This window comes from Streptomyces sp. NPDC017943 (assembly GCF_044328425.1).
GTDB lineage: Bacteria > Actinomycetota > Actinomycetes > Streptomycetales > Streptomycetaceae > Streptomyces > Streptomyces djakartensis_A.
The window spans coordinates 443,675-468,168 of the sequence record NZ_JBIRHH010000004.1 but is presented as its reverse complement, the minus strand read 5'-3'; the positions used below and the strand labels follow the sequence as shown (position 1 = coordinate 468,168).

The following is a 24,494-nucleotide window of genomic DNA, read 5'->3' as shown; positions in this document are numbered from 1 at the left end:
TCCTAGCCGCTCCCACGAGGAGGTGCCGTCATGACGGTCATGGAGCAGCGGGGCGCGTACCGGCCGACCCCGCCGCCCGCCTGGCAGCCCCGCACGGATCCCGCGCCGCTGCTGCCGGACGCGGAGCCCTACCGCGTCCTCGGCACCGAGGCGGCCGCGAAGGCCGACCCGGAGCTGCTGCGCAGGCTCTACGCGGAGCTGGTGAAGGGCCGCCGCTACAACGCGCAGGCCACCGCCCTCACCAAGCAGGGCCGTCTCGCGGTCTACCCCTCCACCACCGGCCAGGAGGCCTGCGAGATCGCCGCCGCGCTGGTCCTGCAGGAGCAGGACTGGCTCTTCCCCAGCTACCGCGACACGCTCGCCGTGGTCGCCCGGGGCGTGGCACCGGCCGAGGCGCTCACGCTGCTGCGCGGCGACTGGCACACCGGCTACGACCCGCACGAGCACCGGGTCGCCCCCCTGTCCACCCCGCTGGCCACCCAGCTGCCGCACGCCGTGGGCCTCGCGCACGCCGCCCGCCTCAAGGGCGACGACGTGGTCGCGCTGGCCATGGTCGGCGACGGCGGCACCAGCGAGGGCGACTTCCACGAGGCGCTGAACTTCGCCGCCGTCTGGCAGGCCCCGGTGGTCTTCCTCGTGCAGAACAACGGCTTCGCGATCTCCGTCCCGCTCGCCAAGCAGACCGCGGCCCCCTCGCTGGCCCACAAGGCCGTGGGCTACGGCATGCCCGGCCGCCTGGTCGACGGCAACGACGCCGCCGCCGTGCACGAGGTGCTCACCGACGCGGTGCGCCACGCCCGCGCGGGCGGCGGTCCGGTCCTGGTGGAGGCGATCACCTACCGCATGGACGCGCACACCAACGCCGACGACGCGACCCGCTACCGCGGCGACGCCGAGGTCGAGGCCTGGCGCGAGCACGACCCGATCCGGCTGCTGGAGCGCGAGCTGACCGGGCGCGGCCTGCTCGACGAGGCCGGCATCGAGGCCGCCCGCCAGGACGCCGAGACCATGGCCGCCGCCCTGCGCGAGCAGATGAACCAGGACCCGGTCCTCGACCCGATGGACCTGTTCGGCCACGTCTACGCCGAGCCCACGCCGCAGCTGCTGGAGCAGCGCGAGCAGCTGCGGGCCGAGCTGGAGGCCGAGGCCGAGCCGGAGGAGGGCACGCACCGATGACCACCGTCGCCGTCAAGCCGGCCACCATGGCGCAGGCGCTCACTCGCGCGCTGCGCGACGCCATGGCCGCCGACCCCGCCGTGCACGTCATGGGCGAGGACGTCGGCACCCTGGGCGGTGTCTTCCGGGTCACCGACGGACTCGCCAAGGAGTTCGGCGAGGACCGCTGCACCGACACCCCGCTCGCCGAGGCGGGCATCCTCGGCACGGCCGTCGGCATGGCCATGTACGGCCTCCGGCCGGTCGTGGAGATGCAGTTCGACGCGTTCGCCTACCCGGCGTTCGAGCAGCTCGTCTCGCACGTGGCGAAGATGCGCAACCGCACCCGCGGCAAGATGCCCCTGCCGATCACCATCCGGGTCCCCTACGGCGGCGGCATCGGCGGCGTCGAGCACCACAGCGACTCCTCCGAGGCGTACTACATGGCGACCCCGGGGCTCCACGTCGTCACGCCCGCGACCGTCGCCGACGCCTACGGGCTGCTGCGCGCGTCCATCGCCTCCGACGACCCGGTCGTCTTCATGGAGCCCAAGCGGCTCTACTGGTCGAAGGACTCCTGGAACCCCGAGGCGCCCGCCCCGGTCGAGCCCATCGGCCGTGCCGTGGTCCGGCGCCCCGGCCGCAGCGCCACGCTCGTCACCTACGGCCCGTCCGTGCCCGTGTGCCTGGAGGCCGCCGAGGCGGCCCGCGCCGAGGGCTGGGACCTGGAGGTCGTCGACCTGCGCTCCCTGGTGCCCTTCGACGACGAGACGGTGTGCGCCTCGGTGCGTCGCACGGGCCGCGCGGTCGTCGTCCACGAGGCGGGTTCCTACGGCGGCCCGGGCGGCGAGATCGCGTCCCGGATCGGCGAGCGCTGCTTCCACCACCTGGAGGCGCCGGTGCTGCGCGTGGCCGGGTTCGACCTGCCGTACCCGCCGCCCATGCTGGAGCGTCACCACCTGCCCGGCGTGGACCGGATCCTGGACGCCGTGGCGCGTCTGCAGTGGGAGGCCGAGAGCTGATGGCACAGGTGCTGGAGTTCAAGCTGCCCGACCTCGGTGAGGGACTGACCGAGGCGGAGATCGTGCGCTGGCTGGTCGAGGTCGGCGACGTGGTCGCGATCGACCAGCCCGTCGTGGAGGTCGAGACGGCCAAGGCGATGGTCGAGGTCCCCTGCCCCTACGGCGGTGTGGTCACGGCCCGCTTCGGCGAGGAGGGCACGGAACTGCCCGTCGGGGCGCCCCTGATCACGGTGGCGGTGGGGGAGCGCCCGGCCTCCGGCGACGGCGGGACTCCGGCCGGGACCGCCGAGGCCCCCGCGGCCACCGGTGCGGAGGGCTCCGGGAACGTCCTGGTCGGGTACGGCACCTCCGAGGCACCGGCGCGGCGGCGCCGGGTGCGCCGGACCCACCCGGTGCACGGCACGCCGTCCGGACCCGCCGGCGCCGCCGTGGAGGGCGTGAGCGCCGCGCCCGCCATGACCGGCCAGGGCGCGGCCCTCGCGGTGAACGGTCACGGCTCCGCCCCCGCGGCCGCCCGGTCCGAGGACGGGCCCGTCCCGGTGATCTCGCCCCTGGTGCGCCGCCTGGCCCGGCAGAACGGCCTGGACCTGCGGGAGCTGACCGGCTCCGGGCCCGACGGGCTGATCCTGCGGGCGGACGTCGAGTACGCTCTGCGCGCGGCCGGGCAGACCACCGCGCCGGCGCAGGCGCGGCCGGCCCAGGCCGGCACCGCCGCACCGCGCGGCGCGGCCCCGGCCGTCTCCGCGCCCCGGTCCTCCGCGACCGCGGCGCCCGGCGAGATCCGCACGCCCCTCAAGGGCGTCCGCGGCGCCGTCGCCGACAAGCTCGCCCGCAGCCGCCGCGAGATCCCGGACGCGACCTGCTGGGTGGACGCCGACGCCACGGAGCTCATGCGGGCCCGGGCGGCCATGAACGCGACCGGCGGACCGAAGGTCTCCCTCCTGGCCCTGCTGGCCCGGATCTGCACGGCGGCGCTCGCGCGCTTCCCCGAGCTGAACTCCACGGTCGACACGGAGGCCAGGGAGATCGTCCGGTTCGACCACGTGCACCTGGGCTTCGCTGCCCAGACGGACCGGGGGCTGGTCGTCCCGGTCGTCCGGGACGCGCACACGCGGGACGCCGAGTCGCTGACGGCGGAGTTCGCCCGGCTGACCGAGGCGGGCCGGGCGGGGACCCTGACGCCCGCCGACCTCACAGGCGGCACCTTCACGCTGAACAACTACGGCGTCTTCGGTGTCGACGGCTCCACCCCGATCGTCAATCACCCCGAGGCCGCCATGCTCGGCGTCGGCCGCATCGTCCCCAAGCCGTGGGTGCACGACGGCGAGCTGGCGGTACGTCAGGTCGTGCAGCTCTCCCTCACCTTCGACCACCGGGTGTGCGACGGCGGCGTGGCGGGCGGCTTCCTGCGGTACGTGGCGGACTGCGTGGAACAGCCGGCGGTGCTGCTGCGGACGCTCTGATTCCGTCCGGCCCGTGAGCCGGTGTCCGTGATCGTGTCGATTCCCCCGCGTTCCGTGTGATCGCGGGGGCACGCATACTCGGTGCGTGACCGCCAACGAGCCCACCCGCGCGCCCCGGGCCGGCACCGGTCCGGCGCCCCGCGCCGGCCACGGCCCCGAGCAGGGGCCGGACCACGCCCCGCACGACGCCGTCGTGCTCGCGGGCGGCGGCGCCCGGCGCCTGGGCGGAGCGGACAAGCCCGGGGTGCGGGTGGGCGGCCGGGCGCTGCTCGACCGCGTCCTCGCCGCGTGCCGGGACGCCCGCACGACCGTCGTCGTCGCCACGCCGAGACCCACCGAACGGCCCGTCACCTGGGCTCTGGAGGACCCGCCCGGCGGCGGCCCGGTCGCCGCCCTCGACGCCGGGCTGCGCCACACCGCCGCCGGCCACGTCGTGGTGCTCTCCGCCGATCTGCCGTTCCTCGGTGCGCAGACCGTCGCCGGGCTGCTCGGCACGCTGCGCACGAGCGGCGCCGACGGCGTGCTGCTCACCGACCCCGACGGCCGTGACCAGCCGCTCGTGGCCGCCTACCGCGCGCCGCGGCTGCGCGAGACCCTCGCTGTGCTGCGGGAACGGCACGGCACGCTCGCCGGTCTCCCCCTGCGGCGCCTCGTCGCAGAGCTGAACCTCACCCGGGTCCCGGACCCCGTCGCGTCCTTCGACTGCGACACCTGGGACGACATCGCCACCGCCAGGGCACGCATCAGGGAGCATGGGCACGTGTTGGATGACTGGATCTCCGCCGTCAAGGACGAACTCGGGCTCGACCTCGACGTCGACACCCGCGGACTGCTCGACCTCGCCCGCGACGCCGCCCACGGGGTGGCGCGGCCGGCGGCGCCGCTGACCACCTTCCTGGTCGGCTACGCCGCCGCACAGGCAGGGGGCGGCCCCGAGGCGGTCGCCGAGGCCTCCCGCAAGGCCGCAGCCCTCGCCGAGCGCTGGGCACGGGAGAGCACCGCCGCCCCCGGAACCCCCCAGGACGGCTCCGCCGGGCGGCCCGGCGGCGACGTCGCCCCGGACGCCACCCCGGACACCCGCCCGGACGCCGGATGACCCCGCCGGGCACCCGCGCCGGCGAGGACGCCGAGGATCTCGACGTCGAGGAGGTGCTCGCACTCGTGCGCGACAGCAACGACAGCACCCTCGGCGGCCGGGGGCACGGCTCGGGCGCGCACCACCCCGCTCCGGACCACGGACCCGGCGGCCCCACCGCGGGGGGCGACGCCCGTACGCCCGCGGCCGGGTCCGGGCGCGGCCACCGCGCCACGCCCTGGTCCGAGGCCCGTTCCCGCGCCGAACGCACCGCACGGGCCACCGTCCGGGCCGCCCGGCGCGAGCCTGTCTCCGTGCCCCTGGACGGTGCCCTGGGCCTCACCCTGGCCGCCCCGCTCGACGCCCTCACCGACCTGCCCTCCTTCGACACCTCGGCGATGGACGGCTGGGCGGTGGCCGGTCCCGCCCCGTGGGCCGTCCGGGACGAGGGCGTCCTCGCCGGGCACGCCGCGCCCGCCCGGCTCACCGACGGCGAGGCGATCCGGATCGCCACCGGCGCCCGCATCCCGGCGGACACCACGGCCGTCCTGCGCAGCGAGCACGGCCGGACCGACGACAAGGGCCGGCTGCACGCCACCCGCGAGGTCGTCACCGGCCAGGACATCCGCCCGCGCGGCCAGGAGTGCCGCGCCGGCGACCAGTTGCTGCCCGTCGGCACCCTCGTCACCCCGGCGGTCCTCGGACTGGCCGCGGCGGCCGGGTACGACAACGTCACCGCCGTGCCCCGCCCCCGGGTGGACGTCCTCGTCCTCGGCGACGAACTGCTCACCGAAGGGCTGCCCCACGACGGCCTCATCCGGGACGCCCTCGGCCCCCTGCTGCCGCCGTGGCTGCGGGCGCTCGGGGCCGAGGTCACCGCCGTCCAGCGCGTGCGCGACGACATCGAGGCGCTGCACGAGGCGATCACCGCCTCGGGCGCCGACGTCGTCGTGACCACCGGCGGCACGGCCGCGGGCCCGGTCGACCACGTCCACCCGGTCCTGGAGCGCATCGGTGCCGACCTCCTGGTGGACGGCGTCCAGGTCCGGCCCGGGCACCCCATGCTCCTGGCCCGCATCGGCGAGACACGGCACCTGGTCGGCCTGCCGGGCAACCCGCTCGCCGCCGTCTCGGGGCTGCTGACGCTCGCGGAGCCGCTGCTGCGGATCCTCTCCGCCCGCCCCGCTCCCGAGCCGTACACGCTGCCGCTGGGGGACGCCGTGCAGGGGCACCCCCACGACACCCGGCTCGTGCCCGTGGTCCTGCGCGGCGACCGGGCGATGCCGCTGCACTACAACGGGCCCGCCATGCTGCGCGGCATCGCCGCGGCCGACGCACTGGCCGTCGTGCCGCCGGGTGGCGCCGGCCCGGGACAGGAGGCGGAACTGCTCGACATGCCCTGGGCGTCCGCCGGGATCGGGGTGTGTTTCACGTGAAACTTCCGGGCCAGGACGCCATCGCCCGCCAGGCCGACGAGCACCTGGTGACCCACCGGGTGAAACTCCCGCGGCAGGTCGTGGAGCACCCGATCCGCCAGGTCGCCAAGCGGCTCTCGATGGCCCTGGTGGTCCTCGTCCTGACCGCGCTGATCGTCTACGCCGACCGGGACGGCTACAACGACAACGCGGGCGGCGGCCTCACCCTCCTCGACGCCTTCTACTACGCGACCGTCACCCTCTCCACCACCGGGTACGGTGACATCACCCCGGCCAGCGAGAGCGCCCGGCTGACGAACATCCTCGTCATCACGCCGCTGCGCGTGCTGTTCCTGATCATCCTGGTCGGTACGACCCTGGAAGCCCTCACCGAACGCACCCGGGAGGAGTGGCGACTGACCCGCTGGAGGTCCACCTTGCGCGATCACACCGTCGTCGTCGGCTTCGGCACCAAGGGCCGCTCGGCGATCCGGACCGTCTGCGCGACGGGGCTGAAGAAGGAGCAGGTGGTCGTCGTCGACCCCAGCTCCAAGGTGATCGACGCCGCGACCGCCGAGGGGTACGCCGGCATCGTCGGTGACGCCACCCGCAGCGAGGTCCTCAAGCGGGCCGAGGTCCACAAGGCGCGCCAGATCATCATCGCCACCCAGCGCGACGACACCGCGGTCCTGGTGACGCTCACCGCGCGGCAGCTCAACCGCGGGGCGAACATCGTCGCCGCGGTCCGCGAGGAGGAGAACGCCCCGCTGCTCAAGCAGTCCGGCGCCGACGCCGTCATCACCAGTGCCAGCGCCGCGGGCCGGCTGCTCGGCCTGTCCGTGCTCAGCCCGTCGGCCGGCATGGTGATGGAGGACCTCATCCAGCAGGGCAGCGGCCTGGACATCGTTGAGCGGCCGGTCGTGAAGGCGGAGGTGGGCAGGACACCCCGGGAGATCGACGACCTGGTGGTCAGCGTCATACGCGGTCACCGGGTGCTCGGCTACGACGACCCGGCCGTCGGCCGGCTGGAGCTGACCGACCGGCTCATCACCATCGTGCGCAAGACCCCCGGCACGCAGGTCGCGCCGGACGTCCGCCCGATGCCGCCCCTGCCCCCGATGCCCCGCAACAAGTAGCCGCGGGCAGAGGCGGCACAGGGCCGGGACACGAAAGGGCCGGCCGTCCCGCACCGGGTGCGCGTGACGGCCGGCCGGGGTCCATGGGGCTACTTGCGGTTGTACAGCCGCATCGTGACCGGCCCGAAGACCAGGACGAACAGCCCGGCCCAGCCCAGCGACCAGGCCACCTCGTCAGCCGGCCAGTCGCCGCCCATCAGACCGCGCACCGCCGACGCCAGATGCGTGATGGGGCTGTTGTTCACGAAGGCCTGCAACCAGCCCGGCATGGTCTTCGGGTCGACGAACACGTTGGACAGGAACGTCAGCGGGAAGATCACCATCATGCTGACGCCCATCACCGACTTCTCGGTGCGCAGCATCAGCCCGAACATCGTCCAGATCCACGAGAACGCGAACGAGAACAGCACCAGCAGGGCGATCCCCGCGAGCACGCCCGCCGGACCGCCCTCCGGCCGGTAGCCGAGGATCATGCCCACGGTGAGCATCACGACCGAGGCGATCGTGTACCGCAGGGCGTCACCGAGCAGATAGCCGACCATGGTCGAGGGCCGCCAGATCGGCAGGCTCCGGAACCGGTCGAAGACGCCCTTCTCGATGTCGGTGTTGACCGAGACGCCCGTGTACATCGTGATCATCACGACCGACATCACGAGGATGCCCGGCAGCAGGAACTGGATGTACTCCTTCGGCGAGCCGGCCAGCGCCCCGCCGAACAGGTACGTGTACATCAGCACCATCATGATCGGGAACGCCGTGACGTCGAAGAGCTGCTCCGGCACGTGCTTGATCTTGAGGATGGCCCGCCAGCCGAAGGTCATCGAGGCCGACCACGCGCTGGGGCGCGGCGGCCGCTCCTTGGAGATGAGCAGCGCGGCGAGCGACTCGGCGCTGACCGGGGCGAGTTCCTTGCTGTCGGTGGTCGTCGCGGTGCTCATGCCGCCACCTCGTCCTTCGGGTCGTCGGAGCGGTCGGCGGAGTCGTGCGTGTCGTGCCCGGTCAGGGCGAGGAACACCTCGTCCAGGCTGGGCTGGCCCAGGGAGAAGTTGTCGACGGTGACCCCGGCGCGGGCCAGTTCGCCCAGCGCGCGCGAGGCGTGCGCGGCCGCCGAGTCGTCGCTCGCCGCGGCGAGCCGGGCGGTCAGGGCCACCGGGTCGGGCTCCGGCTGGACCTGGGCGCCGAGGGTGCGGCGCAGCAGCTCCGCCGCGAGCTCCCGCTGGTCCGGATCCCGTAGCCGCAGATGGACCGACCCCGCGCCGACGGACGACTTCAGCTCGCCCTTGGTGCCCTCGGCGATCACCCGTCCGCGGTCGATGACGGCGATCCGGGACGCCAGCTGGTCCGCCTCGTCCAGGTACTGCGTGGTCAGCAGCACGGTGGTGCCCTGGGCGACCACCGCCCGCACGATGTCCCACACCTGGTTGCGGCTGCGCGGGTCCAGGCCGGTCGTCGGCTCGTCCAGGAAGAGCAGGTCGGGGGTGTTGAGGATGGACGCGGCGATGTCGATGCGCCGCCGCATGCCGCCCGAGTAGTGCTTGACCTGCTTGGCGGCGGCGTCCGTCAGCCCGAAGGCCTCCAGGAGCTGCGCCGCGCGGTCCCGGGCGGCCCGCTTGTGGTGGCCGAGGAGCCGGCCCAGCAGGACCAGGTTCTCCGTGCCGGTGAGGTCCTCGTCGACGGAGGCGTACTGGCCGGTGAGACTGACCCGGCCGCGCACCTCGTCCGCCTCGCGGACGATGTCGTGACCGAAGACATGGGCCTGACCGCCGTCCGGACGCAGGAGGGTGGCGAGCATCTTCACGGTGGTGGTCTTGCCGGCGCCGTTCGGGCCGAGGACGCCGTAGACCGTGCCCGCGGGCACGGACAGGTCCACCCCGTCGACGGCCCGGGTCTCGCCGAACGTCTTCACCAGGCCCGCGGTCTCGATCGCCAGGCCGGACGTCTGCGTGCTCATGCTTCGGGTCCTTCCGAGTACGTGGGCTACGCATGGGGAGACCTTTACCGTCGCTCAAACTCATCGGTCGCGCACATGGATTTCCGCCGCGGCCCGCCCGGGGAGCGAACCGGCCTCTTCCCGGGGGCGAGCCGGGCCGTCCGCGAAGGGATCGGACTCGGTCCCGGGGCCGGGGGGTACGGTCCCCTTCATGCATGCGATCACGATTCCCGAACCTGGTGGGCCCGAGGCGCTGGTCTGGGACGAGGTCCCCGACCCCGTGCCCGGCGAGGGCGAGGTCCTGGTCGAGGTGGCGGCCGGGGCCGTCAACCGGGCCGACATCCTCCAGCGGCAGGGCTTCTACGACCCGCCGCCCGGCGCGGTCCCCTACCCGGGCCTGGAGTGCTCCGGCCGGATCGCCGCGATCGGCCCGGGCGTCTCGGGCTGGAACGTCGGTGACGAGGTGTGCGCGCTGCTCTCCGGCGGTGGTTACGCCGAGAAGGTGGCCGTCCCGGCCGGGCAGCTGCTGCCGGTGCCCGGGTCGATGGATCTGAAGCAGGCCGCGGCGCTGCCCGAGGTGGTCTGCACCGTCTGGTCGAACGTCTTCATGGTCGCCCACCTGCGCCCCGGCGAGACGCTGCTCGTCCACGGCGGCTCCAGCGGCATCGGCACCATGGCCATCCAGCTGGGCAAGGCCGTCGGCGCGCGCGTGGCGGTCACGGCCGGGACGAAGGAGAAGCTGGAGCGGTGCGCCGAGCTGGGCGCCGACATCCTGGTCAACTACCGCGAGCAGGACTTCGTCGAGGAGGTCAGGAAGGCCACCGACGGGGCCGGGGCCGACGTCATCCTGGACAACATGGGCGCGAAGTACCTGGACCGCAACGTCCGGGCCCTGGCGGTCAACGGCCGGCTCGCGATCATCGGCATGCAGGGCGGGGCGAAGGGCGAGCTGAACATCGGCGCGCTGCTCGCCAAGCGCGCCGCCGTCAGCGCGACGTCCCTGCGGGCCCGGCCGCGGGAGGAGAAGGCGGCCATCGTCGCGGCCGTGCGCGAGCACGTCTGGCCCCTGCTCGCGGAGGGCCGGGTACGCCCGGTCGTCGACCGCGAGATCCCGATGCCGGACGCGGCGACGGCCCACCGGGTGGTCGAGGAGAGCGGCCACATCGGCAAGGTGCTGCTGATCGCGCCGTAGGGCGGACCGCCGGGCCGGTCCGGGTGCCCCGGGCCGAGGCGGGCGCCGTTCCTCCCGGCCGCTACCCCCGCCGCAGCCTCAGCCCGAGGAACGCCAGGCCCAGGCCCAGCCCGATCAGCACCAGGCCGCTGCCCAGCGGCAGGATGCGCAGGACCGGGGCGGTAGGGCTCTCGGCGGTGGCGGCCCGGCGCACGGGCTCGTCCTCGACCGTCGGCACGGGCGGCTCGGGGACGGGCTCCGGGGGCGTCGCGGGCAGGGCGGTGGCGTCGGTGACGCCCGGCTCCTCCGAGGCGGCCGCAGGGCGGCCCGGGCGCTCCCGTCCCTGCCCGGCCCGGCTGCCCGCCCGCGAGGGCTCACCCGGGCCGGAGGGGACCGGCGAGAGACTGGGGGCGGCCGCCACGGCGTCCTCGTCGTCGGTGGGGAGTCCGGGGGCGAGGACGCCGGGGGCGAGGACGGCGGCGTGGGACGGGGCGGCCCCGTACGGTGCGACGGCCGCGCCCGTTCCCAGTGCCAGTGCCAGTGCCAGTGCCGCCGCCCGCAGGGCGTGTAGCCATGGAGCCACGGGGGTGACTCCCTCCCGCCGTGCCCCGGTGGGGCAGAACGGCATGTCGGGTCGTGTCCGGGCACTCAGCCTCACACCGCACGCGGCACCGGGCACTCCGGGTTCGGCCGACGGGCGGAACCGGCGCCCGGCCCGGGTGTCCCGACCCGTCACGACGACGGCGGGAAGACCCGCGGGGGCACCCCGAGGGCGGTGCGCAGGCGTACGAGACAATGGCGGCATGGAGATGCCGAGGAACGAAAGGTCGCCGGAGAACCCGCAGATCCTGGTCGTGGGCCAGGACGGCATGGCGCTCAGCGGCGGCGGCGGAGACGAGGACTCCCGCGAGACCCCGGTCACGGAGCAGGTCGAGCAGCCGGCGAAGGTCATGCGCATCGGCAGCATGATCAAGCAGCTGCTCGAGGAAGTGCGCGTGGCTCCCCTGGACGAGGCCAGCCGGGTCCGGCTCAAGGAGATCCACGCCAGCTCGGTCAAGGAGCTGGAGGACGGCCTGGCGCCCGAACTGGTGGAGGAGCTCGAGCGGCTCTCCCTGCCGTTCACGGACGAGGCCACGCCCAGCGACGCGGAACTGCGCATCGCGCAGGCCCAGCTGGTGGGCTGGCTGGAGGGGCTGTTCCACGGGATCCAGACGACGCTGTTCGCCCAGCAGATGGCGGCCCGTGCCCAGTTGGAGCAGATGCGCCGCGCCCTCCCGCCGGGCGTCGGTCACGAAGGGCTCGACGAGCAGCACCCGGGAGGCCGTTCCGGCGGCCCGTACCTGTAGACGGCGGCACAGCCCGTACCCGACACGGGCCCGGCGGCCGCGGCCGCCGGGCCCTTCCTCATGTCCGGGGCGCCAGGGTCCCGGGCGTCCGGGCCCGGGCCGTCAGGACGGCGGGTTGCCCGTCGAGACGTTGAGCACGATCGTCGGCATGTCCTTGGGGTCGACGTCGGTGCCCTTGGACGGGAACTGGTTCATGACCGTGCCCTCGCCGTAGGTGTTCTCGTCGACCTTCTCGGTCTTGACCTGCCAGCCGGCGGCCTGGGCGCAGGCCTTCACGGACTGGATGTCCTTGAACTTGAAGCTCGGGATCTCGATCTTCTCGGGGTCGTTGTACGACTCCTGCGGCTCCGTGCACTCCTCGGTGTCGACCGTCCTCGACCGGTCCGGGCCGCGGTAGCCGGGCTTCTTCTCCGCGGAGGCCGACGTGCTCGGGTCGCTGCCGCCGCCCTTGTCGTCCTCGCCGCCGCCCATCATCAGCAGCGCCGTGACGAGTCCGCCGACGGCGAGCAGGGCCACGACGACCGAGCCGACGATCACCGGCTTGTTGCTCCTGCCGCCGCCCTGCCCGACGGACGTCGTCTGCGGGGTGAGGTTGTAGGGCGGCGGGGTCGACGGACCGTGCTGCGGGGAGTAGCCGGCCGGGGTGGGCGCCTGGTAGCCGCCCTGCTGCGGGTAGCCGTACGCCGGGGCCGGGGTGCCGTACGGGTTCGGCGGCGGGGTCGGCTGGTACGGCGTCTGCACCTGGCCGGAGGGTGCCGGGCCGGTCTGGTCGACCGGCGGGAACACCGCCGAGCCGACACCCGAGCCGCTCGGCGCCTGGGTGCCCGGCACGATGCTCGGCGGCGCCGCCTGGAAGGAGGCCGCCACGCGCAGGCACTCGTCGCGCATGGCCTCGGCGCTGGGGAAGCGCTCGTTCGGGTTCTTCTTCAGCGCCCGGGTGATCAGCGCGTCCACCGCCGGGGGCAGCGAGCGGTTGATCGAGGACGCGACCGGCGGCTCCTCCTGCACGTGCGCGTAGGCGATGGCCAGCGGCGAGTCCGCCTCGAACGGCAGCCGCCCGGTGACGAGCTGGAACAGCATGATGCCGACCGAGTACAGGTCGGAGCGGGCGTCCACGCCGCGGCCCAGGGCCTGCTCGGGCGAGAGGTACTGCGGGGTGCCGACGACCATGCCGGTCTGCGTCATCGACGTCACACCGGACTGCATGGCGCGGGCGATGCCGAAGTCCATCACCTTGACCACGCCGCGCTTGGTCATCATCACGTTGCCCGGCTTGATGTCCCGGTGGACCAGGCCCATCTCGTGGCTGATCTCCAGCGCGGCCAGCACGTCCCCGGTGATCTTCAGCGCCTTGTCGGCGGGCATCGCGCCCAGCTGCCGGACGTCCTCGTCGAGCACGGAGCCGAGCGGGCGGCCCTCGACATACTCCATGACGATGTATGGCGTCGTCATGCCGTCGACGGTGTCCTCGCCGGTGTCGAAGACCGAGACGATGTTGGTGTGCGTGAGCTTGGCCACGGACTGCGCCTCGCGGCGGAACCGCTCGCGGAACGCCTGCTCCCGGCCGAGGTCGGTGTGCAGCGTCTTGATGGCGACCTGCCGGTCGAGCACGCTGTCGTACGCGAGGTGCACCGAGGCCATGCCGCCCTGGCCGAGCAGGTCGCGCAGCTGATAGCGGCCACCGGCGAGCGCCCGCCCCGTGTAATGGCCCTGTGCGCCGTCCTGGCTCATGTTCCCTGTCCCCCGTAGCCCCCGCGGGCGCCGCCGACCTGTCGCTGATCCGTCGTGATCCACACCGTGATTCCCGGCCAAGTCTGCCCCAGGGCAGTGACACGTCAAGCTCGGTGCCCGTTCCGTGACCGTACGCGAAAGAAGCGTCGCGGAAGCGTTACAGGGGGCGTACGGCCGGTACACGGAATTTGCACGACAGTACGGAGTGACGGTTTCATGGCCGGTCCGTCTCGTGCCGGTCCCTGGCACCCGTCTCGCACCTCAGGCTTGCGCGGAGGCTGTAGCGTGGCCGACGGAGACCGTAACAACACCGCGCGCACCGCGGGCAGAAACGACGGCGAGGACTGATGGCACAGCAGCAGCGCGCTCAGGGCCCGTCCGACCCCGAGGCGACTGGCGGCGGCATGTCGGACGCGCCGGACAACTGGGGCAACGGCGGGCTCGTCGGGGACGGCCGGTACCGGCTGACCCACAGGCTCGGCCGGGGCGGCATGGCCGAGGTGTTCGCTGCCGAGGACGTCCGGCTCGGGCGCACCGTCGCCGTCAAGCTGCTCCGCGCCGACCTCGCCGAGGACCCGGTGTCCAAGGCCCGCTTCACGCGCGAGGCGCAGTCGGTCGCCGGCCTCAACCACCACGCGATCGTCGCCGTGTACGACTCCGGCGAGGACGTCGTCGGCGGCCAGTCCGTGCCCTACATCGTGATGGAGCTGGTCGAGGGCCGCACCATCCGCGACCTGCTGCTCAACGCCGAGGCGCCCGGGCCCGAGCAGGCCCTGATCATCGTCTCCGGGGTGCTGGAGGCGCTCGCCTACTCGCACCAGCACGGCATCGTGCACCGCGACATCAAGCCGGCCAACGTCATCATCACGCACAACGGCGCGGTGAAGGTGATGGACTTCGGCATCGCCCGCGCCCTGCACGGCGCGTCGACGACGATGACGCAGACCGGCATGGTCATGGGCACCCCGCAGTACCTGTCCCCGGAGCAGGCGCTCGGCAAGGCCGTCGACCACCGCTCCGACCTGTACGCGACCGGCTGCCTGCTGTACGAACTCCTGTCGCTGCGCCCGCCGTTCACCGGGGAGACCCCGCTGTCGGTGGTCTACCAGCACGTCCAGGACATCCCGACCCCGCCCTCCGAGGCCTCCGACGCCTGCCCGCCGGAGCTGGACGGCCTGGTCATGCGCTCCCTGGCCAAGGAGCCCGACGACCGCTTCCAGACGGCCGAGGAGATGCGCGGCCTGGTCCAGTACGCGTTGCAGATGCTGTACGACCAGGGCGGCCACACCGGCACCTGGAACACCGGCCCCGTCGTCGCGCACGAGGGCCGCAACACCCCGTCGGGCGGCTTCGCGCAGACGGCCGTGATGGGCCACCCGGGGGACGCCTCCGGCACCACCCAGATCCCCTCGCCGATCCTGCCGGCCGGCTACGGCGGCGGGGACGACGGCGGTTTCGAGGGCCACGGCAACAAGGGCAGCGGCCGGGGCAAACTGTGGATCCTCGCCGTGCTCGCGGTCATCGCCGTGGTCGCGGGCGTCGCCCTGGCGCTGCAGAACACCGGCGGCGGCAAGGAGGAGCCGGGCAAGAAGCAGTCGCCGAGCTCCTCGCGCAGCAGCGAGGACAAGGAGCCCAGCAAGAAGCCGAGCGACGAGCCGACGGACGAGCCGACCGGCAGCACCACGGACGGCGGTACCGGCACGGGCAACGGCAACGGCGACTGGACGCCGTCGTACACGCCCTCCTACACGCCGTCCCAGAGCGCGCCGCAGTCGCCCACGGGCCGGCCGTCGAACCCGCCGACCTCCGCGGAGCCCACCGGCGAGCCCACGGGCGGCGAGGAGCCCACCGACCCGGAGACCCCGCCGGACGACACCGGTGGCACCGACGCGGGCGGCACCACCGCCGGTGACGCGGGCGGCGCCGGCGGCGACGGCGGCTGATCCGTCCGGCGGAAGACGGCTGACTGCCGGCCGAGGAGACACGATCCACGCGCGCGTGGGACCCGGGAACGGGCCCCACGCGCGCGTGCCGTTTCACCGCGCCCGGAAGTTGGCTCTTCCCGTGACCTGGGTCACCGGGTTAACGTGCGGTAGCTCCGGCCTCCTGCAAGGCTGTGACCAGGGCCCCTTCGCAGCCTTCCCGATTTACTTGGAAATCCAAGCAAAATCGCAGGTCAGATGGGGTTTCACAGAAATGTGGCGCACTGGGTAACGTGCTTTCTGCAGGGCGCTCGCCGGGGCACCTGTCACGCCTGTCTCCCGGCTGAGCGGCACCCACCCCGTGCCCGTGGTCGAGAACAGGTGAGCCGCTCCCCCAGGCTCTGAACGAGCAGGGGGAACCCCAGGCCCACCGGCAACCCCGGGAGCCGGACCGACGGAGGAGCACACGTGACCGTGGAGAGCACTGCCGCGCGCACACCGCGACGCAGCGCCGGAAGCAAGGCCGGCGCCACCGGCACCAAGCGCACCACCCGCACCACCGCCAAGAAGGACGCGGGCGCCACGGGCGGCGAGCCGCAGCTCGTGCAGCTGCTGACGCCCGAGGGCAAGCGGGTCAAGAACGCGGAGTTCGACAAGTACGTCGCCGGGGTCACCGCCGAGGAGCTGCGCGGCCTGTACCGCGACATGGTGCTCACCCGCCGCTTCGACGCCGAGGCCACCGCCCTTCAGCGCCAGGGCGAGCTGGGCCTGTGGGCGTCGCTGCTCGGCCAGGAGGCCGCCCAGATCGGCTCCGGCCGGGCCCTGCGCGACGACGACTACGTCTTCCCGACCTACCGCGAGCACGGCGTCGCCTGGTGCCGCGGGGTGGACCCGACCAACCTGCTCGGCATGTTCCGCGGGGTGAACAACGGCGGCTGGGACCCCAACGGCAACAACTTCCACCTCTACACGATCGTCATCGGCTCCCAGACGCTGCACGCCACCGGCTACGCGATGGGCGTCGCCAAGGACGGCGCGGACAGCGCGGTGATCGCCTACTTCGGCGACGGCGCCTCCAGCCAGGGCGACGTGGCCGAGTCGTTCACCTTCTCCGCGGTCTACAACGCCCCGGTCGTGTTCTTCTGCCAGAACAACCAGTGGGCCATCTCCGAGCCGACCGAGAAGCAGTCCCGCGTGCCGATCTACCAGCGCGCCCAGGGCTTCGGCTTCCCCGGTGTCCGGGTCGACGGCAACGACGTGCTCGGCTGCCTCGCGGTCACCCGCTGGGCGCTGGAGCGGGCCCGCAACGGCGAGGGGCCGACCCTCGTGGAGGCGTTCACCTACCGCATGGGCGCCCACACCACCTCCGACGACCCGACCCGCTACCGGGGCGACGAGGAGCGCCAGGCCTGGGAGGCCAAGGACCCCATCCTGCGCCTGCGCAGCTACCTGGAGGCCTCGAACCACGCGGACGAGGCGTTCTTCGCGGAACTGGAGACCGAGTCCGAGGCGTTGGGCAGGCGAGTGCGCGAGGCGGTCCGTGCCATGCCGGACCCGGACCACTTCGCGATCTTCGAGAACGCCTACGCGGACGGACACGCGCTGGTCGACGAGGAGCGCGCCCAGTTCGCCGCATACCAGGCGTCCTTCGCCGACGAGGGGGGTAACTGAGATGGCCGAGAAGATGGCACTGGCCAAGGCGATCAACGAGTCGCTGCGCCGCGCCCTGGATTCCGACCCCAAGGTCCTGATCATGGGTGAGGACGTCGGCAAGCTGGGCGGCGTGTTCCGGGTGACGGACGGCCTGCAGAAGGACTTCGGCGAGAGCCGCGTCATCGACACCCCGCTCGCCGAGTCGGGCATCGTCGGCACCGCGGTCGGCCTGGCCCTGCGCGGCTACCGACCGGTGGTGGAGATCCAGTTCGACGGCTTCGTCTTCCCGGCGTACGACCAGATCGTCACGCAGCTCGCGAAGATGCACGCCCGCTCGCTGGGCAAGGTCAAGATGCCCGTCGTGGTGCGCATCCCCTACGGCGGCGGCATCGGCGCGGTCGAGCACCACTCGGAGTCCCCCGAGTCGCTGTTCGCGCACGTGGCGGGCCTGAAGGTGGTCAGCCCGTCGAACGCCTCGGACGCGTACTGGATGATGCAGCAGGCCATCCAGAGCGACGACCCGGTGATCTTCTTCGAGCCCAAGCGCCGCTACTGGGACAAGGGCGAGGTCAACACGGAGGCCATCCCGGGCCCGCTGCACAAGGCCCAGGTGGTCCGCGAGGGCACCGACCTGACCCTGGCCGCCTACGGCCCGATGGTGAAGCTCTGCCAGGAGGCCGCCGACGCGGCCGCCGAGGAGGGCCGGAACCTGGAGGTCCTCGACCTGCGCTCGATCTCCCCGGTCGACTTCGACTCGATCCAGGCGTCGGTGGAGAAGACCCGCCGCCTGGTCGTGGTCCACGAGGCACCGGTGTTCTTCGGCTCGGGCGCGGAGATCGCCGCCCGGATCACGGAGCGCTGCTTCTACCACCTGGAGGCCCCGGTGCTCCGGGTCGGCGGCTACCACGCCCCGTACCCGCCGGCCCGCCTGGAGGAGGAGTACCTGCCGAACCTGGACCGGGTGCTGGACGCCGTCGACCGCGCCCTGGCGTACTGAGGAGAGGGTCGTGACGACGATGACGGAAGCGTCCGTGCGCGAGTTCAAGATGCCCGACGTGGGCGAGGGACTCACGGAGGCGGAGATCCTCAAGTGGTACGTCCAGCCCGGTGACACGGTCACCGACGGGCAGGTCGTGTGCGAGGTCGAGACGGCGAAGGCGGCCGTGGAGCTGCCCATCCCCTACGACGGAGTGGTCCGGGAGCTGCACTTCCCGGAGGGCACCACGGTCGACGTGGGCACGTCGATCATCGCCGTGGACGTGAGCGGCGGTGCCGCGTCCGCGCCCGCCGCCGAACAGCCCGCGGCCCAGGAGCCCGCCGCCCCGGCCCCGGCCGCCCCGCCGGCCGAGGAGCCGAAGGCCGAGGGCTCGGGCCGCCAGCCGGTCCTGGTCGGCTACGGGGTGGCAACCTCCTCCACCCGCCGCCGCCCCCGCAAGACCCAGGAGACCCCGGCCCGGCCGGCCTCCCCGGCGATCCAGTCCGAGCTGAACGGCCACGCCCCGGCGCCCGTCCCGGCTCCGGCCCCGGCGGCCCCCGCGGTGGGCGGGGACCGGCCGCTGGCCAAGCCCCCGGTGCGCAAGCTCGCCAAGGACCTGGGCATCGACCTGACGACGGTCACGCCGACGGGCCCGGACGGCATCATCACGCGTGAGGACGTGCACGCGGCGGTCGCCGCCGCCACGGCCGCGGCTCCCGCCCCGGCCGCCCCGGCCCCGGCCTCGACGGCCCCGGCCGCCGCCGCGACCGCCCCGGCCTCGTACGACACCGCGCGCGAGACCCGCGTGCCCGTCAAGGGCGTGCGCAAGGCCACGGCGGCCGCGATGGTCGGCTCGGCGTTCACCGCGCCGCATGTCACGGAGTTCGTCACGGTCGACGTGACGCGCACGATGAAGCTGGTCGAGGAGCTGAAGCAGGACAAGGAGTTCGCGGGCCTGCGCGTGAACCCGCTCCTGCTGATCGCCAAGGCCCTGCTGGTCGCGATCAAGCGCAACCCGGAGATCAACGCTTCCTGGGACGAGGCCGCCCAGGAGATCGTGGTCAAGCACTACGTGAACCTGGGCATCGCGGCCGCGACCCCGCGCGGCCTGATCGTGCCGAACATCAAGGACGCGCACGCCCAGACCCTGCCGCAGCTGGCCGGGTCGCTGGGCGAGCTGGTCGCGACGGCGCGCGAGGGCAAGACGTCCCCGTCGGCCATGCAGGGCGGCACGGTGACGATCACCAACGTCGGCGTCTTCGGCGTCGACACGGGCACGCCGATCCTGAACCCGGGCGAGTCCGCGATCCTCGCGGTCGGGGCGATCAAGCCGCAGCCCTGGGTCCACAAGGGCAAGGTGAAGCCCCGTCAGGTGACCACCCTGGCGCTGTCGTTCGACCACCGCCTGGTCGACGGCGAGCTGGGCTCGAAGGTCCTGGCCGACGTGGCCGCGGTGCTGGAGCAGCCCAAGCGCCTGATCACCTGGGCCTGACACACGGGAAGGGGGCTCGCCACCGGCTGTGGCGGGCCCCCTTCGCGTTGCGCGTCCGCGGCTCCTTGGCGGAGCCCGCGGCTACTTGGTGAAGCCGTAGTTCAGCAGCTTCGTCGCGTCCGACTGCCGCGCGGTCGCGCTGGTCGAGGCGAGGACCGTGCCGATGACGGTCTTGCCACTGCGCGTCGCCGCGAAGACCAGGCAGTACTTGGCCTCCGGACCCGAGCCCGTCTTCACACCGATCGCGCCGCTGTAGCTGCCGAGCAGCGGGTTGGTGTTCGTCCACGGCGCCATCGTCCGCGTGCCGCCGGACTTGGTGGTCGTCTTCGCCGTGTACTTCTTCGTCTTGACGACCGTGCGGAACGTGGAGTTCTTCATCGCGGCGCTGGCGAGCTTCGTCAGGTCGCGCGGCGTGGAGTAGTTGCTGCCCTTGCCAATGCCGTCGAACGAGTCGAAGTGGGTGTTCGTCAGACCCAGGCTCTTGGCGGTGGTGTTCATCTTGCCGATGAAGGACTTCACCCGCGCCGACCGCGTCGAGCCGGAGCCGTACTTGTCGGCCAGCGCGTATGCGGCGTCGCAGCCGGACGGCAGCATCAGCCCGTACAGCAGCTGGCGGACGGTGACCTTGTCGCCGACGATCAGCTTGGCGTTGGACGCCCAGTTGTTCGCGACGATGTAGTCGCTGTACGCCTTCTGGACGGTGACCTTGCTGTCCAGGTTGAGGTTCGACTGCTTCAGCACCACTAGGGCCGTCATGATCTTGGTGGTCGAGCCGGTCGAGCGACGGGTGTCGGCCGCCTTGGTGTAGAGCGACTTGCCGGTCGCGTTGTTCATCACGTAGCCGCCCTTGGCGGCGATGGAGGGCGCCGAGCCCGCGGCCTGCGCCGGCGCGACGGTGAGGGCACCGGTCGCGAGCATGGCGCCGGTGGTCACGGTGACGGCCGCGGCTCTGCGCAGACGAGTGCCCATAATGCCGGTTATCAAGTCAAGTACCCCGATTACGTCGAATGCCCCATCGGTGCGGCCGAGTTGAGGACGAGGGGAAAGGGGCCGCACGTGTCTGACTCGTAACTAGCACAGTTGGTTGTGCTGTTGCCGGGAGGGGTCCCTGCTTTGCCACGGATGTGTGACATCCGGGTCCGCATACTGGACGGATGCATCCATGCACACCTGATGTATCTATCCTGTTCGTATGACTGTGGCCGTGAAGCAACCCCCCGCCGCCGACCGGGTCTACACCCACGTCAAACAGGGCGTCCTCGAGCGCCGCTACGAAGGCGGGACCCTGCTCACGGAGGGCGAGCTCGCCGAGGCCGTCGGGGTCTCGCGCACGCCGGTGCGCGAGGCGCTGCTCCGGCTGGAGGCCGAGGGGCTGATCCGGCTCTACCCCAAGAAGGGCGCCCTCGTCCTGCCCGTCTCCGCGCAGGAGATCGCGGACGTGGTGGAGACCCGCCTGCTCGTCGAGGAACACGCGGCGCGCAAGGCCGTCCCCGCGCCCCACGGGCTCATCGAGCGCCTGGAGGAGCTGCTGGCCCGGCAGAAGAAGCAGGCCGCCGCCGGTGACCTCGCGGGCGCCGCCGTCACCGACCGCTGCTTCCACGCCGAGATCGTCCGCAGCGGCGGCAACGAGATCCTCTCGCGCCTCTACGACCAGCTGCGCGACCGCCAGCTGCGGATGGGCGTCGCCGTCATGCACTCCCACCCCGACCGCATCGCCAAGACCCTCGCCGAGCACGAGGAGATCCTGGACGCGCTGCGCGCCGGGGACGCCGAGGCCGCCGTCGGCATCGTCCACCGGCACGTCGGCTGGTTCTCCCACCTGGCCCGCGGGGAGGTCCGATGAGCTCGGCCGCGCTGCCGGAGGACCCCCCGGGCGGCCGCCGCGCCCTGGCCGTCTGGGGCATCGGCGTCTCGGTCTACTTCGTCGCGGTCATCTTCCGCACGTCCCTGGGCGTCGCCGGCCTCGACGCCGCCGACCGCTTCCACGTCAACGCCTCCGCGCTGTCCACCTTCTCCATCCTGCAACTGCTGGTCTACGCGGGCATGCAGATACCCGTGGGCCTGCTCGTGGACCGGCTCGGCACCAAGAAGGTGCTGACGCTGGGCGCGGTGCTGTTCACGGCCGGGCAGCTCGGCTTCGCGTTCTCCCCCTCCTACGGCACGGCCCTGGCCTCCCGGGCGCTGCTCGGCTGCGGTGACGCGCTGACCTTCATCAGCGTGCTGCGGCTGGGCAGCCGCTGGTTCCCCGCCCGGCGCGGGCCCCTCGTCGCCCAGTTCGCGGGGCTGATCGGCATGGCCGGCAACCTCGTCTCGACGCTCGTGCTGGCCCGGCTGCTGCACGGCGTCGGCTGGACGGCCGCCTTCGCGGGCAGCGCCGCGGCCGGGGCCGTGGTGTTCGTCCTGGTGGTGCTGTTCCTCAAGGACCACCCCGAAGGCCACGCGACCGCACCCGTCCCGCACCAGGGGACGGCCTACGTGCGCCGGCAGATCGCCGCGGCCTGGCGGGAGCCGGGGACCCGGCTGGGCCTGTGGGTGCACTTCACCACCCAGTTCCCCGCGATGGTCTTCCTGCTGCTGTGGGGCCTGCCGTTCCTGGTCGAGGCGCAGGGCCTCACCCGGGCCACCGCCGGCGAGCTGCTGACCCTGGTCGTGCTGTCCAACATGGTCGTCGGCCTGGTCTACGGCCAGATCGTCGCCCGGCACCACGGGGCGCGGCTGCCGCTCGCGCTCGGCACGGTCGGGGCCACGGCCCTGCTGTGGGCGGCGACCCTCGCCCACCCGGGCGCGCACGCCCCGATGTGGCTGCTGATCGTGCTGTGCACGGTCCTCGGCGCCTGCGGCCCGGCCTCCATGATCGGCTTCGACTTCGCCCGCCCGGCCAATCCGCCCGAGCGGCAGGGCACCGCCTCCGGCATCACCAACATGGGCGGCTTCGTGGCCTCGATGACCACGCTGTTCGCGATCGGTGTCCTGCTGGACGCCACCGGTGACGACTACCGCGTCGCCTTCTCCGTGGTCTTCGTGCTCCAGGCGGCCGGCGTCACGCAGATCCTGCGGCTGCGCCGGCAGGCGGCCCACCGGGAGCGGGAGCGGCTGGTGGCCAGCCGGGTGGAGACCGTGCACGTCCCGGCGTAAGCCGGACCGGCGGGTGCCGGGCACGGGCCGGCGTGGCCCGGACGGGCGGGTGCCGGGCACGGGCCGGCGTGGCCCGGACGGGCGGCTACCGGGCCCGCCCCCGCCCCCGCCCGCGTCAGGTCGCGGTCCGCACCGGCACGAGCGTGAGGTACGCCAGGCCCAGGACGCCGCGGTAGGCCAGCCAGGCCGCCCGGTGCCGGTCCGCCCGCTGCCGGACCTCCCCCGCCTCCGGGTGGCCGGGGTTCCCCGCGAGCCACACCTCCGTGTCCGCCAGGTACGCCGCCTCGAACTGCTCCCACTCGTCCGGGCTCGCCGTCTCGGTCCACTCGGGCCGGAAGCCCGCGCCGATCGCCGTGTCGACCAGACCCGCCAGATCGGGATGGTCGCCGGCGGTGGCACCCGGCCACATGCGCGACAACTCGCCCGGCTCCGGGGTGCGCTGCCAGAACCCCTCCCCGAGCAGCACCCGGCCGCCGTCGGTGACGAGGCGGCGCAGCTCGGCCAGGGCCTTCGGCAGCCCGCTGCCGAGCGCCTGGCTCGCGCCGACGCACAGCACGAGGTCGGCGGGGCCACGGGTGGTGCCGGTGGCGGACTCCTGGAGGAAGCGGACCCGGGACGCCAGGCCGCGCTCCTCGGCGGCCCGCCGCCCCCGCTCCAGGTCGCCGCCGTCCAGGTCGATCCCGGTGCCGGTCGCCTCCGGCGCGGCGGCCAGCACGCGCAGCATCAACTCGCCCCAGCCGCAGCCGATGTCCAGGACCGTCGCGGGGCCGTGGCGGGTGAGGCGCCGCGCGAGGGCGTCGGCCCGCTGCTCGGACAGCGGGCCGTGGAAGGTGAGGCGGGCGTGGCGGGAAGGCGTCATGCCCGGGACGCTACGGCGCGAGGCGGGAAAGCGGCACGCGGATTTCCGCCCGCGGCGCCGGCCCGGGGGTTGCCCGGGGGCTACTGCGTCACCGTGAAGTGCCGCAGGATCGCCGCCGTCAGGTCCGGGTCGCCCTCCGTCTTGACCCGGTCGGTCACCGCCTCCGGCGACACCCGGCCGCAGGCCAGGCGGACGTAGGTCTCCCAGTCCAGGGTGAGGGTCGCCGCCGGGCCGAGCGCCGGGGCCGTCTCCAGGGTGCCGCGGCCCTGGATGTCGACCCGGATCGTGCGCAGGAACTCCACGGGCCCGTGGACGTCGATGACGACCGCGGAGCTGCGCGGCGCCTGCGCGTCCTCGGCGACGACACGCGGGAGTTCGCCGAGCAGCACGTCGCGGGTGACGTGCGCGCCGGGGGAGTCCAGGTTGCCCGGGCGGCCCAGGGCCGTGCGCAGGTCCTGCTCGTGCACCCACACGGCGAACGCGTGCCGCCGCATCGACTCCTCCAGCGTCAGCTCGCTGCCCAGCGGGCCCCGCACCTTGGCGCCCGGGTCGCGCGACTCGTTGCGCAGCTGCCGGTTGCGGCGGATGATCACGTACTCCAGCTCGGAGGTCATCTCCGGCGCCGTGTGGTGGCGGCGGACGTCGACCTGCATCTCCATGTAGCGCTGGTGGTCGTTGGTGACGTGGAAGAGGTCGCGCGGCAGCGTGTGGATGGGGCGCGGGTCGCCGAGCATCTCGCAGTCCAGGCCGATGACATGGGAGACCACGTCCCGCACCGACCACCCCGGGCACGGCGTCCGCCCATTCCATTCGGCCTCCGCGAGCGGCTGGACCAGCTCGGATATCGCTTCGACGGAGTGGGTCCAGGCGTCGGCGTAGGGCTGGAGGGTGGGATGCAGACTCACGGAACGGGACCCCTCGGCGGTCGGTGCACGGGCAGGTGGTGGCGGCGTTGCCAGTGGGAGGTTGCGGCTGTCGGCGGGTGTCTTGCGAGCTAAGTTACGCTGCTGTGG

Annotated in this window: 21 protein-coding genes; 14 read left to right on the top strand and 7 right to left on the bottom strand. The window is 73.3% G+C overall.

Annotated elements, in window-relative coordinates; genetic code table 11:
• Positions 1 to 30: 30 nt before the first annotated feature.
• The 6 genes from pdhA (ACH4C6_RS15710) (at position 31) to ACH4C6_RS15685 (ending at position 7,266) form a co-directional block, all read left to right on the top strand.
• Positions 31 to 1,176, top strand: a complete 1,146-nt coding sequence (gene pdhA / locus ACH4C6_RS15710; RefSeq protein WP_398109130.1) for a pyruvate dehydrogenase (acetyl-transferring) E1 component subunit alpha — start codon at positions 31 to 33, stop codon at positions 1,174 to 1,176.
• Complete coding sequence (locus ACH4C6_RS15705) at positions 1,173 to 2,177, top strand: alpha-ketoacid dehydrogenase subunit beta (protein WP_398109129.1); 1,005 nt, start codon at positions 1,173 to 1,175, stop codon at positions 2,175 to 2,177. Before pdhA (ACH4C6_RS15710) ends, ACH4C6_RS15705 begins: the two co-directional genes overlap by 4 nt.
• Positions 2,177 to 3,640, top strand: coding sequence for a dihydrolipoamide acetyltransferase family protein (locus ACH4C6_RS15700; protein WP_398109128.1), 1,464 nt, complete (start codon positions 2,177 to 2,179; stop codon positions 3,638 to 3,640). The genes ACH4C6_RS15705 and ACH4C6_RS15700 overlap by 1 nt, the downstream gene beginning before the upstream one ends.
• Before the next feature lie 85 nt (positions 3,641 to 3,725).
• The gene (locus ACH4C6_RS15695; protein ID WP_398109127.1) at positions 3,726 to 4,736 is read left to right on the top strand and encodes an NTP transferase domain-containing protein; all 1,011 of its coding nucleotides are present in this window, start codon (positions 3,726 to 3,728) and stop codon (positions 4,734 to 4,736) included.
• A complete protein-coding gene (locus ACH4C6_RS15690) occupies positions 4,733 to 6,151 on the top strand; it encodes a molybdopterin molybdotransferase MoeA (RefSeq protein ID WP_398109126.1) in 1,419 nt (472 codons plus the stop codon). The genes ACH4C6_RS15695 and ACH4C6_RS15690 overlap by 4 nt, the downstream gene beginning before the upstream one ends.
• Entirely contained in the window at positions 6,148 to 7,266 is a 1,119-nt protein-coding gene (locus ACH4C6_RS15685) for a potassium channel family protein (RefSeq protein WP_398109125.1), read from the top strand. The genes ACH4C6_RS15690 and ACH4C6_RS15685 overlap by 4 nt, the downstream gene beginning before the upstream one ends.
• An 89-nt stretch (positions 7,267 to 7,355) precedes the next feature.
• On the opposite strand, the gene ACH4C6_RS15680 is transcribed toward ACH4C6_RS15685, so the two are convergent.
• A complete protein-coding gene (locus tag ACH4C6_RS15680) occupies positions 7,356 to 8,204 on the bottom strand; it encodes an ABC transporter permease (RefSeq protein WP_398109124.1) in 849 nt (282 codons plus the stop codon).
• A complete protein-coding gene (locus ACH4C6_RS15675) occupies positions 8,201 to 9,217 on the bottom strand; it encodes an ATP-binding cassette domain-containing protein (RefSeq protein WP_398109123.1) in 1,017 nt (338 codons plus the stop codon). The genes ACH4C6_RS15680 and ACH4C6_RS15675 overlap by 4 nt, the downstream gene beginning before the upstream one ends.
• A gap of 190 nt (positions 9,218 to 9,407) precedes the next feature.
• Here ACH4C6_RS15675 and ACH4C6_RS15670 point away from each other — a divergent pair, with 190 nt between their 5' ends.
• Positions 9,408 to 10,388: an NAD(P)H-quinone oxidoreductase gene (locus ACH4C6_RS15670; RefSeq protein ID WP_398109122.1), complete on the top strand. Its 981-nt coding sequence runs from the start codon at positions 9,408 to 9,410 to the stop codon at positions 10,386 to 10,388.
• Between the two features lie 61 nt (positions 10,389 to 10,449).
• Here the strand turns inward: ACH4C6_RS15670 and ACH4C6_RS15665 are convergent, their stop codons facing one another.
• A complete protein-coding gene (locus tag ACH4C6_RS15665; protein ID WP_398109121.1) occupies positions 10,450 to 10,950 on the bottom strand; it encodes a hypothetical protein in 501 nt (166 codons plus the stop codon).
• A 220-nt stretch (positions 10,951 to 11,170) separates the two neighbouring features.
• On the opposite strand from ACH4C6_RS15665, the gene ACH4C6_RS15660 reads away from it, so the two are divergent.
• Positions 11,171 to 11,713 (top strand): bacterial proteasome activator family protein, encoded by a 543-nt coding sequence (locus ACH4C6_RS15660; protein WP_398109120.1) that lies wholly within the window; start codon positions 11,171 to 11,173, stop codon positions 11,711 to 11,713.
• Positions 11,714 to 11,815: 102 nt separating this feature from the next.
• Here the strand turns inward: ACH4C6_RS15660 and ACH4C6_RS15655 are convergent, their stop codons facing one another.
• On the bottom strand, positions 11,816 to 13,444 hold the full coding sequence (locus ACH4C6_RS15655) for a protein kinase (RefSeq protein ID WP_398109119.1): 1,629 nt from the start codon (positions 13,442 to 13,444) through the stop codon (positions 11,816 to 11,818).
• A gap of 347 nt (positions 13,445 to 13,791) precedes the next feature.
• Here ACH4C6_RS15655 and ACH4C6_RS15650 point away from each other — a divergent pair, with 347 nt between their 5' ends.
• From ACH4C6_RS15650 to ACH4C6_RS15635, 4 genes are all read left to right on the top strand, one after another.
• The gene (locus ACH4C6_RS15650) at positions 13,792 to 15,387 is read left to right on the top strand and encodes a protein kinase (RefSeq protein WP_398109118.1); all 1,596 of its coding nucleotides are present in this window, start codon (positions 13,792 to 13,794) and stop codon (positions 15,385 to 15,387) included.
• A 447-nt stretch (positions 15,388 to 15,834) separates the two neighbouring features.
• The gene (gene pdhA, locus ACH4C6_RS15645; RefSeq protein ID WP_398109117.1) at positions 15,835 to 17,037 is read left to right on the top strand and encodes a pyruvate dehydrogenase (acetyl-transferring) E1 component subunit alpha; all 1,203 of its coding nucleotides are present in this window, start codon (positions 15,835 to 15,837) and stop codon (positions 17,035 to 17,037) included.
• Position 17,038: 1 nt separating this feature from the next.
• Positions 17,039 to 18,016: an alpha-ketoacid dehydrogenase subunit beta gene (locus ACH4C6_RS15640; protein ID WP_398109116.1), complete on the top strand. Its 978-nt coding sequence runs from the start codon at positions 17,039 to 17,041 to the stop codon at positions 18,014 to 18,016.
• A 10-nt stretch (positions 18,017 to 18,026) separates the two neighbouring features.
• Positions 18,027 to 19,487, top strand: a complete 1,461-nt coding sequence (locus ACH4C6_RS15635) for a dihydrolipoamide acetyltransferase family protein (protein WP_398109115.1) — start codon at positions 18,027 to 18,029, stop codon at positions 19,485 to 19,487.
• A gap of 81 nt (positions 19,488 to 19,568) precedes the next feature.
• Here ACH4C6_RS15635 and ACH4C6_RS15630 read toward each other — a convergent pair whose 3' ends face one another.
• Positions 19,569 to 20,456 (bottom strand): D-alanyl-D-alanine carboxypeptidase family protein, encoded by an 888-nt coding sequence (locus ACH4C6_RS15630; RefSeq protein ID WP_398109114.1) that lies wholly within the window; start codon positions 20,454 to 20,456, stop codon positions 19,569 to 19,571.
• A 223-nt stretch (positions 20,457 to 20,679) separates the two neighbouring features.
• On the opposite strand from ACH4C6_RS15630, the gene ACH4C6_RS15625 reads away from it, so the two are divergent.
• Both ACH4C6_RS15625 and ACH4C6_RS15620 read left to right on the top strand, forming a co-directional pair.
• Complete coding sequence (locus ACH4C6_RS15625; protein WP_398109113.1) at positions 20,680 to 21,330, top strand: GntR family transcriptional regulator; 651 nt, start codon at positions 20,680 to 20,682, stop codon at positions 21,328 to 21,330.
• Positions 21,327 to 22,622 carry a nitrate/nitrite transporter gene (locus ACH4C6_RS15620; protein WP_398109112.1) on the top strand — a complete coding sequence of 432 codons (1,296 nt, stop codon included), beginning with the start codon at positions 21,327 to 21,329 and terminating at the stop codon, positions 22,620 to 22,622. Before ACH4C6_RS15625 ends, ACH4C6_RS15620 begins: the two co-directional genes overlap by 4 nt.
• 115 nt (positions 22,623 to 22,737) lie before the next feature.
• On the opposite strand, the gene ACH4C6_RS15615 is transcribed toward ACH4C6_RS15620, so the two are convergent.
• Positions 22,738 to 23,481: an SAM-dependent methyltransferase gene (locus tag ACH4C6_RS15615; protein WP_398109111.1), complete on the bottom strand. Its 744-nt coding sequence runs from the start codon at positions 23,479 to 23,481 to the stop codon at positions 22,738 to 22,740.
• Between the two features lie 80 nt (positions 23,482 to 23,561).
• The gene (locus ACH4C6_RS15610; protein ID WP_398109110.1) at positions 23,562 to 24,386 is read right to left on the bottom strand and encodes a maleylpyruvate isomerase family mycothiol-dependent enzyme; all 825 of its coding nucleotides are present in this window, start codon (positions 24,384 to 24,386) and stop codon (positions 23,562 to 23,564) included.
• Positions 24,387 to 24,494: the final 108 nt, after the last annotated feature.

Coding starts and splice junctions, on each gene's coding strand:
- pdhA (WP_398109130.1), top strand. CDS start 31: ATGACGGTCATGGAGCAGCGGGGCGCGTACCGGCCGACCCCGCCGCCC.
- ACH4C6_RS15705 (WP_398109129.1), top strand. CDS start 1,173: ATGACCACCGTCGCCGTCAAGCCGGCCACCATGGCGCAGGCGCTCACT.
- ACH4C6_RS15700 (WP_398109128.1), top strand. CDS start 2,177: ATGGCACAGGTGCTGGAGTTCAAGCTGCCCGACCTCGGTGAGGGACTG.
- ACH4C6_RS15690 (WP_398109126.1), top strand. CDS start 4,733: ATGACCCCGCCGGGCACCCGCGCCGGCGAGGACGCCGAGGATCTCGAC.
- ACH4C6_RS15680 (WP_398109124.1), bottom strand. CDS start 8,204: ATGAGCACCGCGACGACCACCGACAGCAAGGAACTCGCCCCGGTCAGC.
- ACH4C6_RS15675 (WP_398109123.1), bottom strand. CDS start 9,217: ATGAGCACGCAGACGTCCGGCCTGGCGATCGAGACCGCGGGCCTGGTG.
- ACH4C6_RS15670 (WP_398109122.1), top strand. CDS start 9,408: ATGCATGCGATCACGATTCCCGAACCTGGTGGGCCCGAGGCGCTGGTC.
- ACH4C6_RS15660 (WP_398109120.1), top strand. CDS start 11,171: ATGGAGATGCCGAGGAACGAAAGGTCGCCGGAGAACCCGCAGATCCTG.
- ACH4C6_RS15655 (WP_398109119.1), bottom strand. CDS start 13,444: ATGAGCCAGGACGGCGCACAGGGCCATTACACGGGGCGGGCGCTCGCC.
- ACH4C6_RS15650 (WP_398109118.1), top strand. CDS start 13,792: ATGGCACAGCAGCAGCGCGCTCAGGGCCCGTCCGACCCCGAGGCGACT.
- ACH4C6_RS15640 (WP_398109116.1), top strand. CDS start 17,039: ATGGCCGAGAAGATGGCACTGGCCAAGGCGATCAACGAGTCGCTGCGC.
- ACH4C6_RS15630 (WP_398109114.1), bottom strand. CDS start 20,456: ATGGGCACTCGTCTGCGCAGAGCCGCGGCCGTCACCGTGACCACCGGC.
- ACH4C6_RS15625 (WP_398109113.1), top strand. CDS start 20,680: ATGACTGTGGCCGTGAAGCAACCCCCCGCCGCCGACCGGGTCTACACC.
- ACH4C6_RS15620 (WP_398109112.1), top strand. CDS start 21,327: ATGAGCTCGGCCGCGCTGCCGGAGGACCCCCCGGGCGGCCGCCGCGCC.
- ACH4C6_RS15615 (WP_398109111.1), bottom strand. CDS start 23,481: ATGACGCCTTCCCGCCACGCCCGCCTCACCTTCCACGGCCCGCTGTCC.